At 54.4% G+C, this 14,710-nt stretch carries 14 protein-coding genes; 6 read left to right on the top strand and 8 right to left on the bottom strand.

Annotated elements, in window-relative coordinates; all coding sequences use genetic code 11:
- Positions 1 to 173: 173 nt before the first annotated feature.
- Positions 174 to 794 carry a BamJ family beta-barrel-assembly machinery protein gene (bamJ, locus tag OGV82_RS20905; protein ID WP_024130787.1) on the top strand — a complete coding sequence of 207 codons (621 nt, stop codon included), beginning with the start codon at positions 174 to 176 and terminating at the stop codon, positions 792 to 794.
- A gap of 309 nt (positions 795 to 1,103) precedes the next feature.
- Positions 1,104 to 2,513 carry a D-serine/D-alanine/glycine transporter gene (gene cycA, locus OGV82_RS20910; RefSeq protein ID WP_012134401.1) on the top strand — a complete coding sequence of 470 codons (1,410 nt, stop codon included), beginning with the start codon at positions 1,104 to 1,106 and terminating at the stop codon, positions 2,511 to 2,513.
- A 79-nt stretch (positions 2,514 to 2,592) separates the two neighbouring features.
- Here cycA and ytfE read toward each other — a convergent pair whose 3' ends face one another.
- Positions 2,593 to 3,255 carry an iron-sulfur cluster repair protein YtfE gene (ytfE, locus tag OGV82_RS20915; RefSeq protein ID WP_012134400.1) on the bottom strand — a complete coding sequence of 221 codons (663 nt, stop codon included), beginning with the start codon at positions 3,253 to 3,255 and terminating at the stop codon, positions 2,593 to 2,595.
- 244 nt (positions 3,256 to 3,499) lie between these two features.
- Between ytfE and OGV82_RS20920 the strand changes: the two genes are divergently transcribed.
- Entirely contained in the window at positions 3,500 to 5,053 is a 1,554-nt protein-coding gene (locus OGV82_RS20920) for a methyl-accepting chemotaxis protein (protein WP_012134399.1), read from the top strand.
- A gap of 63 nt (positions 5,054 to 5,116) precedes the next feature.
- Here the strand turns inward: OGV82_RS20920 and OGV82_RS20925 are convergent, their stop codons facing one another.
- The 3 genes from OGV82_RS20925 to OGV82_RS20935 form a co-directional block, all read right to left on the bottom strand.
- On the bottom strand, positions 5,117 to 6,082 hold the full coding sequence (locus OGV82_RS20925; RefSeq protein WP_047459435.1) for a DMT family transporter: 966 nt from the start codon (positions 6,080 to 6,082) through the stop codon (positions 5,117 to 5,119).
- Positions 6,083 to 6,158: 76 nt separating this feature from the next.
- Positions 6,159 to 6,983 carry an AraC family transcriptional regulator gene (locus tag OGV82_RS20930; protein WP_047459432.1) on the bottom strand — a complete coding sequence of 275 codons (825 nt, stop codon included), beginning with the start codon at positions 6,981 to 6,983 and terminating at the stop codon, positions 6,159 to 6,161.
- Positions 6,984 to 7,064: 81 nt separating this feature from the next.
- Positions 7,065 to 7,913, bottom strand: coding sequence for an SDR family oxidoreductase (locus OGV82_RS20935; RefSeq protein WP_047459429.1), 849 nt, complete (start codon positions 7,911 to 7,913; stop codon positions 7,065 to 7,067).
- Between the two features lie 89 nt (positions 7,914 to 8,002).
- On the opposite strand from OGV82_RS20935, the gene OGV82_RS20940 reads away from it, so the two are divergent.
- Entirely contained in the window at positions 8,003 to 8,383 is a 381-nt protein-coding gene (locus OGV82_RS20940) for a winged helix-turn-helix transcriptional regulator (protein ID WP_012134394.1), read from the top strand.
- Between the two features lie 88 nt (positions 8,384 to 8,471).
- Here the strand turns inward: OGV82_RS20940 and OGV82_RS20945 are convergent, their stop codons facing one another.
- Entirely contained in the window at positions 8,472 to 10,415 is a 1,944-nt protein-coding gene (locus OGV82_RS20945; RefSeq protein WP_286462834.1) for a bifunctional 2',3'-cyclic-nucleotide 2'-phosphodiesterase/3'-nucleotidase, read from the bottom strand.
- Positions 10,416 to 10,605: 190 nt separating this feature from the next.
- On the opposite strand from OGV82_RS20945, the gene cysQ reads away from it, so the two are divergent.
- Positions 10,606 to 11,346 (top strand): 3'(2'),5'-bisphosphate nucleotidase CysQ, encoded by a 741-nt coding sequence (gene cysQ / locus OGV82_RS20950; RefSeq protein ID WP_047459424.1) that lies wholly within the window; start codon positions 10,606 to 10,608, stop codon positions 11,344 to 11,346.
- On the opposite strand, the gene OGV82_RS20955 is transcribed toward cysQ, so the two are convergent.
- The gene (locus OGV82_RS20955; RefSeq protein WP_024130783.1) at positions 11,343 to 11,900 is read right to left on the bottom strand and encodes a YtfJ family protein; all 558 of its coding nucleotides are present in this window, start codon (positions 11,898 to 11,900) and stop codon (positions 11,343 to 11,345) included. The genes cysQ and OGV82_RS20955 overlap by 4 nt on opposite strands.
- A 325-nt stretch (positions 11,901 to 12,225) precedes the next feature.
- Here OGV82_RS20955 and OGV82_RS20960 point away from each other — a divergent pair, with 325 nt between their 5' ends.
- The gene (locus OGV82_RS20960; protein WP_004857160.1) at positions 12,226 to 12,432 is read left to right on the top strand and encodes a DUF1107 domain-containing protein; all 207 of its coding nucleotides are present in this window, start codon (positions 12,226 to 12,228) and stop codon (positions 12,430 to 12,432) included.
- Between the two features lie 81 nt (positions 12,433 to 12,513).
- On the opposite strand, the gene paeA is transcribed toward OGV82_RS20960, so the two are convergent.
- The gene (paeA, locus tag OGV82_RS20965) at positions 12,514 to 13,857 is read right to left on the bottom strand and encodes a polyamine export protein PaeA (protein WP_012134390.1); all 1,344 of its coding nucleotides are present in this window, start codon (positions 13,855 to 13,857) and stop codon (positions 12,514 to 12,516) included.
- Between the two features lie 151 nt (positions 13,858 to 14,008).
- Positions 14,009 to 14,647, bottom strand: coding sequence for a peptide-methionine (S)-S-oxide reductase MsrA (msrA, locus tag OGV82_RS20970; protein WP_024130782.1), 639 nt, complete (start codon positions 14,645 to 14,647; stop codon positions 14,009 to 14,011).
- Positions 14,648 to 14,710: the final 63 nt, after the last annotated feature.

Genomic DNA, 14,710 nt, shown 5'->3' on the forward strand with positions numbered 1-14,710 from the left:
ATGCCTAACGCTATGATGTTCGTAGTTATACCCGCTTTCGTGACATCAGCATGGGTTATTCTTATTGTTTCTTTTTCCCCGCGATTTGTCATCTCTTCCCGAGACAAAGTTTTACCGGAAGAGACGTGGCTGTTATGCTGCCCGCTACTTTACCTCCGATGAAAGGAAATATGATGGCAACCCCGACTTTTGACACTATCGAAGCGCAAGCAAGCTACGGCATTGGTTTACAGGTAGGGCAGCAGCTGAGCGAATCCGGTCTGGAAGGTCTGTTGCCTGAAGCGCTGGTGGCAGGTATCGCTGATGCGCTGGAAGGCAAACACCCGGCAGTGCCTGTTGATGTGGTGCATCGCGCGCTGCGTGAAATTCACGAACGTGCGGATGCCGTACGTCGCGAACGTTTCCAGGCAATGGCGGCAGATGGCGTCAAATATCTGGAAGAAAACCGTGAGAAAGAGGGTGTAAACAGCACCGAATCCGGTCTGCAATTCCGCGTGATCACCCAGGGTGAAGGCGCGATTCCGGCGCGTACTGACCGTGTACGCGTACACTACACCGGCAAACTGATCGACGGCACCGTCTTTGACAGCTCCGTTGCGCGCGGCGAACCGGCTGAATTCCCGGTGAACGGCGTGATCCCAGGCTGGATTGAAGCGCTGACCCTGATGCCGGTTGGTTCCAAATGGGAACTGACTATCCCTCAGGAACTGGCCTACGGCGAGCGTGGCGCGGGCGCGTCCATTCCTCCGTTCAGCACTCTGGTGTTTGACGTAGAACTGCTGGAAATCCTGTAAGCAGTGACTTCTGTTCCCCTCTTTGTTGGGGGGAACAGAAAATATGCAAGAAAACCGTAAGTTAGCCAGATGTCGATATTTTATCTTGCAAATGTAGCCATTGCGTGTATTTTTGTGAGCTAATTCGCGTTGCCAGAGTGATATGACACTCACTTTAAACATATAATTAACATTATATCTAAATCTTAGTATTCATCCCGCCGATTCTTACCTAATATCGATGAGTCCTGATAACAGGATCGTCGTATCATATGACGCACTAAAGGCCGCAGAGCCTGCACAACACAGACAGGTACAGGAAGAAAAAACATGGTAGATCAGGTAAAAGTCGTTGCCGACGAACAGGCACCGGCTGAACAGTCGCTACGGCGCAATCTCACAAACCGTCATATTCAGCTTATTGCGATTGGCGGCGCCATCGGCACCGGCTTATTTATGGGTTCCGGTAAAACGATCAGCCTCGCCGGGCCGTCGATCATTTTCGTTTATATGATCATCGGTTTTATGCTCTTTTTCGTCATGCGGGCAATGGGTGAATTGCTGCTCTCGAATCTGGAATATAAATCCTTCAGTGATTTCGCTTCCGACCTGCTCGGGCCGTGGGCGGGATATTTCACCGGCTGGACTTACTGGTTCTGCTGGGTAGTCACCGGGATGGCGGACGTCGTTGCGATTACCGCCTATGCGCAGTTTTGGTTCCCCGGCCTTTCCGACTGGGTCGCCTCGCTGGCGGTCGTTGTTCTGCTGCTGAGCCTTAACCTTGCGACCGTGAAAATGTTCGGCGAGATGGAGTTCTGGTTCGCGATGATCAAGATTGTCGCCATCGTGGCGCTGATCGTCGTCGGTCTGGTGATGGTTATGATGCACTTCAAATCACCGACCGGGGTTGAAGCGTCGTTTACTCATCTGTGGAATGATGGCGGCTGGTTCCCGAAAGGGATCAGCGGCTTCTTTGCGGGCTTCCAGATAGCGGTATTCGCGTTCGTGGGGATTGAACTGGTGGGCACCACCGCCGCAGAGACCAAAGACCCGGAGAAATCCCTGCCGCGCGCGATTAACTCAATCCCGATTCGTATCATCATGTTCTACGTTTTTGCGCTGATCATCATTATGTCGGTCACGCCGTGGAGCTCGGTAGTACCAACCAAAAGCCCGTTTGTTGAGCTGTTTGTACTGGTAGGACTGCCGGCCGCCGCCAGCCTGATTAACTTCGTGGTGCTGACGTCTGCGGCCTCTTCCGCCAACAGCGGCGTGTTCTCTACCAGCCGTATGCTGTTTGGTCTGGCGCAAGAGGGCGTGGCGCCGAAAGCGTTCGCTAAATTGTCTAAGCGCGCGGTGCCGGCGAAAGGGCTGACCTTCTCCTGTATCTGTCTGCTGGGCGGCGTGGTGATGCTGTACATCAATCCGAGCGTGATTGGCGCGTTCACCATGATCACGACGGTGTCGGCTATTCTGTTCATGTTTGTCTGGACCATCATTCTCTGCTCGTACCTGGTGTACCGTAAGCAGCGTCCACACTTGCATGAGAAGTCCATCTATAAGATGCCACTTGGTAAGCTGATGTGCTGGGTGTGTATGGCGTTCTTTGTCTTTGTGCTGGTACTGCTGACGCTGGAAGATGATACCCGTCAGGCGCTGATCGTCACGCCGCTGTGGTTTATTGCGCTGGGGCTGGGCTGGCTGTTTATCGGTAAGAAACGTATGGCAGGAGTGCGTTAATCTTGATGCCCGGTGGCGTAAAGCTTACCGGGCCTACGGATTGTAGGCCGGATAAGCGTTAGCGCCATCCGGCAACACATCATTCCCCGGCCAGTGCGCGCGGGAACAAGACGTTGTTTTCCAGACTGATGTGTTCCATCAGATCGTCAATCATTTCATTAATGCCGTTGTACATCGCTTTCCAGGTGGTGCAGGCTTCTGGCGGCGGCGTGACGTTGTTGGTGGTGTGTTTGATCACTTCCAGCAATTCGCCAGCGTCATCGTGTTCGCTTTCCATGACGCTAATCGGGCCCATTGCCTGGCTTCCCATGCCTTGTTTGATCATCGGGAACAGGATCTGCTCCTCTTTCATCATGTGGCTGGAAAGTTCCTGATGCAGCATAGTCAGGTATTTCGCCAGACCTTTCGGTACGCTGGGTTTGTCTGCGTGAACGCGTTCCACTTTGGTGGCTTGCAGGATCAGCTCTGGCAGTTGCTCGCGGTGTCTGTCGTGGTAGCGCACGATAATGTGGTCGATAATTTCGGCCAACGGCGCGGTACGCCAGTCCTTCTCAATCGGTTGTTCAGCCAACTGTGCCAGTTCTGCTTCAATGGCTTCTACATCCAGCTCTTTACGTGCAGCAGCGCGCGCGAGCGTCTGCTTACCACCGCAGCAGTAATCCATATCGTACTTACGAAACAGCGCCGAGGCGCGAGGAATAGAGAGCGCCAGTTCACCTAAAGGTTGATCGCGAAAAGACATAGCCGTTACCTCATTCTCAATAATATAAGATGTATTTTAAATGCATCTTTAAGCCGAAGATATAACCCTTTCGGGTCAGAATAAAATGTGATGACCATCACAAAAAATATTTGTACCTTAACGTGCTGAATCTTATTGAAAAGGACAGGAATACGCGCGGCAAGCCGCCGGGCAAAATTAAATATGCCGGCGGCACTGCCGATAGTTAGACCTCTGACAATACCTGCATAGTAAAAGGCAACAAATGTTCAAACGAATCAAAGTTATAACCTTACTGATTATCGTATTACTCGCCCTCGGCGCGATGCAGCTTATTTCGGCGGGCGTTTTTATCAGCGCGCTCAATAACGATAAGCAAAATTTTACCGTATCGCAGCGTTCCAGCCAGAACGTCGCGGAGTTTACCGATGCCTGGATCAGCCTGAACCAGGCGCGCGTCACGCTTAACCGCGGCATGTTGCGCCTGCAAAGCAGCATGGCTAATGAGATCAACGGCGGTCAGCTAAATGAACTGGTGAAGACGGCGAATGCCCTGCTGGCTGATGCGCAGCGTCATTACGATAAATACTACGCGCTGCCAGAAACGCCGGGGCTGGATGAACACCTGGCCGACCGTCTGGAAGAGCAGTACGGCATCTACTCCGCGACGCTGGCGAAAATGAATACCTTCCTTGCCGCAGGACAACTGGAAGAGATGTTCAAACAGAATGCGGAACAAAAACAGACGGCGATGCAGGACGTGTACCTGGAATGGCGTGCCGCGCAGGCCGAACTGACGAACGCGGGCATTCAACAAAATGAACAGGACTACCAGCGCATTCTGTGGATTCTGGCGGCCGTTATGCTGGCGGTTGTCGCGGTGATCGTGATTAGCTGGCTGGCAATGCAGCGTGTCTTACTTAAACCGTTACATGATGTTATGGAACATATCCGCCATATTGCGGCAGGCGACCTGACGCGCAATATCCATACCGAAGGCAGTAATGAAATGGCGCTGCTGGCGCATAACGTACATGAGATGCAGCAGGCGCTGGCGAACACGGTCAGCGTGGTACGTGAAGGCGCTGACACGATCTATACCGGTGCGGGTGAAATTGCGACAGGCAGTAGCGATCTCTCTTCGCGTACTGAACAGCAGGCCGCATCGCTGGAAGAGACTGCCGCCAGTATGGAACAACTCACCGCAACCGTGAGACAGAACGCCGACAACGCACGTCAGGCGTCCAGCCTGGCAAAAAATGCCTCTGAGACGGCGCAGAAGGGCGGCAACGTAGTGGACGGCGTTGTGCGCACGATGGATGAAATTGCCACCAGCTCCAGCAAAATCGCGCAGATCACCAGCGTTATCGACGGTATCGCATTCCAGACCAATATCCTGGCGCTGAACGCGGCGGTGGAAGCCGCTCGCGCGGGCGAACAGGGCCGTGGCTTTGCGGTGGTCGCTGGCGAGGTGCGCACGCTGGCGCAGCGTAGCGCGCAGGCGGCGAAAGAGATCAAAACGCTGATTGATGACTCCGGTAATCGGGTCAGCGCGGGTTCCGCGCTGGTGCATGAAGCGGGGGAAACGATGGCGGAAATTGTCAGTGCGGTAACGCGCGTGACCGACATCATGGGGGAGATTGCCTCTGCATCTGATGAACAAAGTCGCGGCATTGACCAGGTTGGCCTGGCGGTGGCGGAGATGGATCGCGTGACGCAGCAGAACGCCGCGCTGGTGGAAGAGTCGGCGACTGCCGCCGTAGCGCTTGAAGAGCAGGCGGCACGTCTGACCCAGACGGTAGCAGTGTTTAAAGTTTAATCTCTGCTCCGGCCTACAGGATAATATCTTGTAGGCCGGATTAGCGCAGCGCCATCCGGCACATTATGATTGTGAAACCACGACGACGCCGGGTTTCTGCGGCCTGGCTCTGACGGCTATCACCACCCCAACAATCAGCAGCGCAATGCCGCTTACCGTCAGCAGCGGTGGAAATTCCTGGCGCAGTATAAAGGTGTACAACAGGCCAGCCAGCGTTTCGAACACGATCAAGGGCCCCAGAATCACCGTCGGCAGCTTTTGACTGGCGACGTTCCAGCATAGCGCCCCCACCCATGAACAGAGCACGGCAATGGCGACCATCAGGGCGACAAAGACATCCGGCCGGGGGCCAAAGGGGAGAGGAAAGCCGGGCATCTGCTTACCCAACCAGATGCAGGCCGCGACATAACCCAGCAGCGAAACGGGAAGCGTCACTAGCGCCTGTGCTGTTGCCCACATCATCGGATGTTTATCCGGGTTTTCCCGCAGCCAGCGGGCATTACGCAACGCGTACCATGCCCAGCACACAACGGAAACCAGCGCCAGCGCGATACCTGAACCGTAGCGCCAGCCGCTAAACTCCGGCAGCCCCTGATTCAGCTCCGCAATATTGACGCACAGCAGGCCAACGCCGATGAGCGCCAGCGCAGGCGCCAGACGCCGCCAGGATAACTTACCATCTCGCTGGCTGTAGAGCAGGTTGGCAAACACCGGGATCACCACCGGCAACGTGCCGATGATCATGGTGGAAACGGGGGCTCCCGTGCGCTGGATAGCGCTCGCCAGGCAGACGTAATAGATCAGATTGCCCATCATCGTCAGCGCGAGTGCGGTTATCCAGTCTTTGCGCGTCAACTGGCGCAGGCGCGCACGCCCCAGCCACGCCAGGGGCACAGCAATTAACCCCAGCGCCAGATAGCGCCCCATCGACTGCAATACCGCCGGATACTCCGGTACGATCAACGGTCCGACAAAAATCAGTCCCCACATTAACCCTGCCAGCAGGGCATACAACACGCCGCTAATCATCGTTGATATCCACATCGTTTCACATTGCGAAAAGTGTAGGCAGGAGAAATGCGCCAGTATTGTATGAGATTGCGCATTAGCGCGGATAAACCTGTTTTTGATAACGCACTGGCGTAATGCCGTAGCGATGGGTAAAGGCGCGCGTGAGATGAGATTGATCGGTTAGCCCGGTGGCGGCCGCCACATCCGCTGCGGGCATCCCGAGTGTGAGAAACGCCTTTGCCCGCCACAGACGGATCGCCATCAGCATTTGGTGCGGCGTAACGTGGAAATGGGCCTTGAACTGACGCTGAAAATGCCAAGGGCTTAATGAGGCGACCCGCGCCAGTTCGTCAAGCGTGACCGGATGCATGTAGTTGTCGTGCAGGTAGTCCCGCACGCGCTCAAAGCGATGCCCGCCTTCCCGCACTTCCGGCGCATGGCGCGCCAGCGGCTGGAAGGTGTCGATCAGATCGAGCAGCAGCCCTTTTTGCGCCAGCGGATCGTCGGTATGCCACAGGCCGTGGATCAGCGTGCAGATCTGGCGTGAGCGCAGCGGATCGTGGCGCGTGACCTCATGAAACCACCAGTGACGAACCCCGGTCACCTCTTCCAGCAGATCGGGATCGAGATAAATCATCCGATAGCGCCAGCCGTCGGCGGTTTCCGCTTCGCCGGTATGCAGTTCATCGGGATTCATGGTGACAACGGAGTGAACGGGGGCAACGTACTGCGTGCCGCGATAGCGAAAGCGTTCGGCGCCGGCTTCAATCGCGCCGATACCGAAGGCTTCGTGGGTGTGAGGCTCGAAAGCGTAACGCGAGATATGCGCATGATACAGCTCAACCCCCGGCACCTGCGCCAGATGGCGAAAGCGGGCGCTGTCTTTCTCATCGCTAAACTGTTCGGGTACGCCTTGCACGTTGTCTCTCCCTGAAAGCCATCTGTTCATTATCAGAGATGGCCAGCAGGGATGCCACAACAATTAACCTGTTTTTAACACTTACAGGATGCTTTTGACGCTTTCCGCCAGTGAGGTTGTCGGGCGACCGATCAGGGCGCTCAGAGTATGGCTGTCGTCAAACAGACCGCCTTTTGCGGCGCCCGCGTCAGAATCAGCCAGCATATCCGCCAGACCCGCTGGCAGGCCCACGCCTTTCAGCGCGGCGGCGAAATCGGCTTCACTCAGGTTCTGATAGACGACCTTTTTCCCGCTCTGTTTTGCCAGTTCGGCGGCTAACTGGCTCAGCGTCCAGCCTTCGTCGCCTGCCAGTTCATACACTTTACCGGCATGGCCTTCTTCGCTGATGACGCGAGCGGCTGCGGCAGCGTAATCGGCACGGGTTGCAGAGGCGATTTTGCCTTCTCCGGCCGCGCCGATAAAGACGCCGTGCTCCAGGGCCGCTGGCGCGCTCGCCAGGTAATTTTCGGTGTACCAGCCGTTGCGCAGCAGGGCGTAAGGAATGCCTGAATCCGCCAGCATTTTTTCGGTTTCCACATGTTCAACATGCAGGCCCAGCGGGGAACGGTCTGCGTGCAGCAGGCTGGTATAGGCAATGAATTTCACGTTTGCGGCTATTGCCGCGTTAATCACGTTGCGGTGCTGAGCGGCACGTTGCCCGACTTCGCTTGATGAGATCAGTAGCAATCTGTCGATGCCCTGCAACGCTGCCGTGAACGCGGCTTCGTCGCTGTAGTCCGCCTGGCGTACGGTAACGCCCAGTCGGGTTAGCGCGTCAGCTTTCGCGGGGTTACGGACAATCGCCACAATCTGGCTGGCAGGAACGGTTTTCAGTAAGGTATCGATAACGTGTTGGCCCAGTTGGCCGGTCGCGCCGGTAATTGCAATCATGGGGGATCTCCCTGTGTTCGTCTTGTGTTTCATTAAGCTAGCACTTAAACTTACTTTTAGTAAGTACGTACAAAAAGGTAAGTGTAAAGATGACGAACCCGACGCTTTCTCAGCAGCTTCGCGATGGCAATTTGTTTGCCGAGCAGTGTCCTTCTCGCGAGGTGTTAAAGCATGTCACCAGCCGCTGGGGCGTATTAATTCTCGTGGCACTGCGTGATGGAACGCACCGCTTCAGCGATTTACGCCGCAAGATGGGCGGCGTGAGTGAAAAAATGCTGGCGCAGTCATTACAGGCGCTGGAGCAGGATGGATTTATTCATCGGGTGTCGTACCCGGTGGTGCCGCCGCATGTGGAGTACAGTCTGACGACGCTGGGTGAACAGGTGAGTGAGAAGGTCGCCGCGCTGGCAGACTGGATCGAACTCAATTTGCCGCAGGTGCTGGCACAGCGGAAAGAGCGAGCGGCATAACGGCTTGCCGGATGGCGCTGCGCTTATCTGGCCTACGGCATGTCGATCGCGTAGGCCGGGTAAGGCGAAGCCGCCACCCGGCGTGGTTTTACTTACTCAAATCCAGCTGATAAATCGCAAAACCGATGTCATCGGTAGCGACTTTATTCATCGGATATTGTCCCTTCTCTTTGATAAACGCGGCAGCCTTATCGGACGGCGAGGTTTCGAAGCGGATATCCAGTTTCGTGTCGCTGTGAACTGTCGCCAGACGCCAGTTGTTGTCCGCCGCCGGGTGGATTTCCCCCGCACGCTTCGACTCCGCGCCAATCCACGCCGCCAGCACGGAGCGGTTCTCATCCGGTGATGCAAAAGCGATGTGACTGTCGCCCGTACCGGCAAATTTGCCGCCGTAGGCACGATAGTTATTGGTCGCGACCAGGAACATAGCGTTCGGATCGACAGGCTTGCCGTTGAAGGTCAGATTTTTAATACGTTCCGCTTGCGGATTTACCGTCTGGCATTCGCCGTCGTAGCGCGCAGGCTGTGACACATCAATCTGATACTCCACGCCGTCAATCACATCAAAGTTATAGGTGCGAAAACCGTCCCAGTTGATCAATGACTGCGGTTTACTGCTGTGGACATCAATCTGATTGAATTGCCCGGCGGAACATTCCAGCCACTCTTTCACCTCTTTGCCGCTGGCTTTTACGACGACCAGCGTGTTCGGATAGAGGTAAAGATCGGCGGCGTTGCGGAAGGTAAGCTGACCTTTTTCCACTTCAACAAAGCTGGCAGGATCGTTTTTACGTCCACCGACTTTAAACGGCGCAGCGGCAGAGAGCACCGGCAGTTTCGCCAGATCCGGGTCGCCCTGAATAAAGTGTTCGACATACGCTTTCTGCGCGTTGTTCACCACCTGCACGGTAGGATCGTCCTGCACCAGCGCCAGGTAGCTGTACATGTTATCGGCGGACTTACCGATCGGTTTGCTAACGAACTCGCGGGTGGCATCGTGGTCGGCTTTCAGGATTCCCACCAGTTTTTTATCTTCTGTGGCCAGCGATTTTTTCGCGGCGGCATCGTAAATGGGCCGCGCTTCGGCTTTCGCACCGGTCACCTGCCATTTGCCGCTGTCGTTGTTGAGCACCAGATCCACCACGCCCAGATGATCGCCCCACATACCCGGCATGACCGCCGGTACTCCGTTAAGCGTACCTTTTGCGATATCCGCGCCGTTGATATCGGCAAAATCTTTGGAAGGGAAGACCGCGTGCGCATGGCCGAACATGATGGCGTCAACGCCGGGGACTTCGCTCAGGTAATACACGGAGTTTTCCGCCATCGTCTGGTACGGATCGGCAGAAAGCCCGGAGTGGGCAATCACCACCACAACGTCGGCGCCGTTGGCGCGCATCTCCGGCACATACTGACGAGCGGTTTCGGTAATGTCGTTGACGGTGACTTTGCCGCTCAGGTTGGCTTTATCCCAGGTCATAATCTGCGGAGGGACAAAACCGATATAGCCAATTTTCAGCGTCTGCGTGTTGCCCTCTTTATCGACCACGTCAGTCTCTTTGATCAGATAAGGCGTAAACAGCGGCTTTTTGGTCTTAACGTCGATGATATTGGCATTCACGTAAGGGAACTTCGCGCCCGCCAGCGCCTTATGCAGATAGTCCAGACCGTAGTTAAATTCATGGTTACCGAGGTTGCCGACCGCATAATCCAGCGTATTCAACGCCTTGTAGACAGGGTGAATATCACCAGCTTTCAGCCCCTTTGCCGCCATGTAATCGCCCAGCGGACTCCCCTGAATAAGATCGCCGTTATCGACCAGCACGCTATTTTTGACTTCATTTCTGGCGGCGTTAATTAAACTTGCTGTGCGTACCAGTCCGAATTTTTCGGTCGCTGTATCTTTGTAATAATCGAAATCCATCATGTTGCTATGCAAATCAGTGGTTTCCATAATCCGAAGATCGACGGTCGCCGCATTCACGCTGGCGGCGAGCAGCGTGGCCAGGAGCGTTGCGCTAAACTTAATCATCAGGGGCATCCTTTTTTAGATCTGAAACACAAAAGAAAATGTATATAAGTCTTGTTGCTTACAGAACTGTGAATCATGACATGAATTCAGCCATTAAAACCGCAATCGCTATCACAGATGGCGGATTCATTTACGATGGGGTATAAGTAAAACAAAGAGTTAAACGCCACTGCCATAAACGAGGTGGAGAATGCTAGAACATGTATGCCAGCTTGCACGGAATGCGGGCGATGCCATTATGCAGGTCTACGATGGAATCAAACCGATTGAAATCACCAACAAGCAGGATGATTCTCCGGTTACTGCGGCGGATATTGCCGCCCACGCGGTGATACTGGAAGGGTTACAGGCGCTGACGCCGGATATCCCGGTTTTGTCGGAAGAAGATCCGCCCTCCTGGGATGTGCGCCAGCACTGGCAGCGCTACTGGCTGGTTGACCCGTTAGACGGCACCAAAGAGTTCATCAAACGTAACGGCGAGTTTACCGTCAATATTGCGCTGATTGATAAAGGCAAACCGGTTCTGGGCGTGGTCTACGCGCCCGTCATGAAAGTGATGTACAGCGCTGCGGAAGGAAAAGCCTGGAAAGAAGAGTGCGGCGTGCGTAAACGGATTCAGGTGCGCGACGCGCGACCGCCGCTGGTGGTGATTAGCCGCTCCCATGCCGACAACGAGTTGCAAGAGTACCTGCAACAGCTGGGCGAGCATCAGACGACCTCCATCGGCTCATCGCTGAAGTTTTGTCTGGTGGCGGAAGGGCAGGCGCAGCTGTATCCGCGCTTTGGGCCGACCTGCGTCTGGGACACTGCCGCAGGCCATGCCGTTGCCGCTGCGGCCGGGGCGCACGTTCACAACTGGCAGGGGAAACCCCTGGACTATACCCCGCGTGAATCGTTCCTTAACCCCGGCTTCCGGGTCTCTATATATTAATTATTCAGCAACTTATGCAGCAGGGCGATCACCTGCTGCACCTCTGCCGGGCTTAACCCGCCGTCTTTGGCATACTGAATACGCCCGTCTTTATCGAGCACCACAATGGCGGAGCTCTCTTCTTCAAGCTGCCATGCCTTACGCGCCACGCCATTGCTGTCGACAATAAATTGTGACCACGGATAGAGTTTTTTATTGCTCTCGATGCTGCTGCGCACAAACATGCTGGTGCCTGGAATCGCGTCGTCGGTATTGACGATAGTAGTCGTCTGGTAGCGGTCATGCGGGAGATTCGCGGATTTAATCGCTTCTATCAGCGCGGCGTTTTTCTCTTTCGCTGACGTTCGTCCGGCGATGTGCTGCAACACCCGAACTTTCCCGGGGAGCTGCGCGCTATTCCAGCTTTTGTAGCTAAACTTGTTGTTATCAAGAATCAGTTCGCCGCGATCGGCGATCCCAATCGGCGATACGCGCTGATGGGTTTCAAAGTTATGCGCGGAGGCCATCATCGGCAGTAACAGGCACGACAGCGCCAGCAGTTTACGTAAGGTCATGGGGTTTCCTTCTTTATTTTTTGCAGGTGATCCGACCACTTGGGTCTGAGGTTTAATCATATGTGCGAATGATGCTTTTTCCCGCAAGCGTGATGCCAGTTTGCGGACGGGCGCACAAATCCTGCGAAAAATGAAGACTTATACTGAAGACAGCGAATCGGTGAATAGATAATTCTGAATAACTGTAATGAAAAGGTAAATAAACTTATACACACTGGAAACATCGTAGAGATAGTCTATAGTCATATGGCATTAAAATTTGCGCCTTAGAACAGCTGGGCCGAATGTGGCACCGCAAAGGCGTAACGCTCAGCAGGAGATAACAATGAAAATTTTCCAACGGTACAACCCGCTACAGGTGGCGAAGTACGTGAAGATCCTGTTCCGTGGACGGTTATATATCAAGGACGTTGGCGCTTTTGAGTTTGATAAGGGCAAGATTCTTATCCCAAAAGTGAAGGATAAGCAGCATTTGTCTGTGATGTCCGAAGTTAACCGTCAGGTTCTGCGTCTGCAAACTGAGATGGCTTAACCAAAGTGCTATGCAGTAGTTTAAAGTAGTATAAAAAAACGGCTCCCAATGGGAGCCGTTGATGTTTCCAGGGCCGGGCATTTATGCCGGGCCTTCTTCTTTCTCTTTGCTATCCGGCAGTTTAGGGACCAGGATGCTGGTTTTGGTGTCGAGGCGCGTTACCAGTAGCTGATCGATACGGTAGTTGTCGATATCCACCACCTCAAATTTATAGCCCGAGAACTTCACCGAGTCGGTGCGTTTCGGGATTTTACGCAGCATAAACATCATAAAGCCGCCGATGGTCTCGTAGTTGCCGGACTGCGGGAACTCGTCGATATCCAGCACGCGCATGACGTCGTCAATCGGCGTTCCGCCGTCGATCAGCCAGGAGTTTTCATCGCGCGCCACGATTTGTTCTTCCAGACCCTGACCGACCAGGTCGCCCATCAGCGTGGTCATCACGTCGTTCAGCGTGATAATCCCGACCACCAGCGCGTATTCGTTCATGATCACCGCGAAGTCTTCCCCCGCCGTCTTAAAGCTTTCCAGCGCTTCAGAGAGGGTCAGGGTGTCCGGCACGATTAATGTGTTGCGGATCTGCACGCCGCTGTTAAGCGCCATACTCTGGTTTGCCAGAACGCGGTTGAGCAGATCTTTAGAATCAACGTAGCCGATGATGTGATCGATATCTTCATTACACACCAGGAATTTTGAGTGCGGATGCTCCGCGACTTTATTTTTCAGGCTTTGCTCATCTTCGTGCAGATCGAACCAGATGATGTTTTCACGCGATGTCATGGAAGACGGCACGGTACGCGATTCCAGCTCAAACACGTTTTCAATCAGCTCGTGTTCCTGCTTACGCAGCACGCCAGCAAGCGCCCCGGCTTCCACGACGGCGTAAATATCGTCCGAGGTGATATCGTCTTTACGCACCATCGGGATTTTAAACAGGCGGAAAATGCTGTTTGCCAGGCCGTTGAAGAACCACACTAAGGGGCGGAAAACGAACAGGCAGAAGCGCATCGGGTTGATGATACGCAAAGCCACGGCTTCTGGCGCAATCATACCGATGCGTTTCGGGGTTAAATCGGCGAACAGGATGAACATACCGGTAACTAACGAGAAGGAGAGCACGAAGCTTAACTGCTCGGAGAGTTCTGGCGACATATAGTTCGAGAACAACGAATGAAAGGCCGGAGAGAATGCGGCATCGCCGACGATACCGCCCAGAATGGCGACAGCGTTAAGGCCAATTTGCACCACGGTAAAAAACGTCCCGGGGTTTTCCTGCATTTTCAGGATGCGTTGCGCATTGATGTTGCCTTCATCAGCCAGCAACTTGAGTTTTATCTTTCGTGAAGCGGCAAGCGAGATCTCGGATATCGAGAAGAACGCACTCACAGCGATCAGGCAGAGTATAATTAAAATACTGTTTAACATATCTTATCCGACCGTTCAGGTCAGATCCTCGGAAGGGGAAGTTGATAAATCCGTGTGATATACACATTGAAAACCGGCCCGAAGGATGTGGGCCGGTAATTTCAGTCGCTAGTATAGCGTAAGGAACTGTAAAGCCGCCAGAGGCGCTGAATTAACCTTGCGGCGGTAAGCACACGCCGATCCCGCCAATGCCGCAATAGCCATACGGATTCTTGTGCAGATACTGCTGGTGATCGTCCTCGGCATAGTAAAACGGGGTGGCGGTGTTGATCTCGGTGGTGATGTGGCGATCGTCGTTTGCCGCAGTCATCGCGCTCTGGAAACGCGCCAGGCTGGCATGTGCGGCGGCGTTCTGCTCTGGCGTTAACGGATAAATCGCCGAGCGGTACTGCGTTCCGTGATCGTTGCCCTGCTGCATACCTTGCGCCGGATCGTGATTTTCCCAGAAGACCTGCAACAATTGTTCATAGCTGATAACCTGCGGATCGTAGACGACGCGTACCGCTTCGGCGTGGCCGGTTTGCCCGGAGCAGACTTCCCGGTAGGTTGGGTTTGGCGTGTAGCCGCCGGTGTATCCCGCTGCGGTGCTGTAAACGCCAGGTAATTGCCAGAACAAACGCTCGACGCCCCAGAAGCAACCCATGGCGAAGAGGGCAATTTCCATCCCTTCGGGCACGTTTGTCATTGAGTGTCCGTTTACCGCATGTAAAGTTGCCACTGGCATCGGGGTATTGCGTCCAGGTAGGGCATCTGCTTGTGAAACAAGATGCTTTTTATCAAATAAACTCATGGGCCATTCTCCCGAAATCAGTAATTGGGGTTAAGGTTGTAACGAGACGCGTCTTTGCACACA

Source organism: Citrobacter sp. CK191 (assembly GCF_030333435.1).
Lineage (GTDB): Bacteria > Pseudomonadota > Gammaproteobacteria > Enterobacterales > Enterobacteriaceae > Citrobacter_B > Citrobacter_B koseri.

Coding starts and splice junctions, on each gene's coding strand:
- OGV82_RS20945 (WP_286462834.1), bottom strand. CDS start 10,415: ATGATTAAGTTTAGCGCAACGCTCCTGGCCACGCTGCTCGCCGCCAGC.
- bamJ (WP_024130787.1), top strand. CDS start 174: ATGGCAACCCCGACTTTTGACACTATCGAAGCGCAAGCAAGCTACGGC.
- OGV82_RS20955 (WP_024130783.1), bottom strand. CDS start 11,900: ATGACCTTACGTAAACTGCTGGCGCTGTCGTGCCTGTTACTGCCGATG.
- OGV82_RS20960 (WP_004857160.1), top strand. CDS start 12,226: ATGAAAATTTTCCAACGGTACAACCCGCTACAGGTGGCGAAGTACGTG.
- cysQ (WP_047459424.1), top strand. CDS start 10,606: ATGCTAGAACATGTATGCCAGCTTGCACGGAATGCGGGCGATGCCATT.
- cycA (WP_012134401.1), top strand. CDS start 1,104: ATGGTAGATCAGGTAAAAGTCGTTGCCGACGAACAGGCACCGGCTGAA.
- paeA (WP_012134390.1), bottom strand. CDS start 13,857: ATGTTAAACAGTATTTTAATTATACTCTGCCTGATCGCTGTGAGTGCG.
- OGV82_RS20920 (WP_012134399.1), top strand. CDS start 3,500: ATGTTCAAACGAATCAAAGTTATAACCTTACTGATTATCGTATTACTC.
- OGV82_RS20935 (WP_047459429.1), bottom strand. CDS start 7,913: ATGATTGCAATTACCGGCGCGACCGGCCAACTGGGCCAACACGTTATC.
- ytfE (WP_012134400.1), bottom strand. CDS start 3,255: ATGTCTTTTCGCGATCAACCTTTAGGTGAACTGGCGCTCTCTATTCCT.
- OGV82_RS20940 (WP_012134394.1), top strand. CDS start 8,003: ATGACGAACCCGACGCTTTCTCAGCAGCTTCGCGATGGCAATTTGTTT.
- msrA (WP_024130782.1), bottom strand. CDS start 14,647: ATGAGTTTATTTGATAAAAAGCATCTTGTTTCACAAGCAGATGCCCTA.
- OGV82_RS20925 (WP_047459435.1), bottom strand. CDS start 6,082: ATGATTAGCGGCGTGTTGTATGCCCTGCTGGCAGGGTTAATGTGGGGA.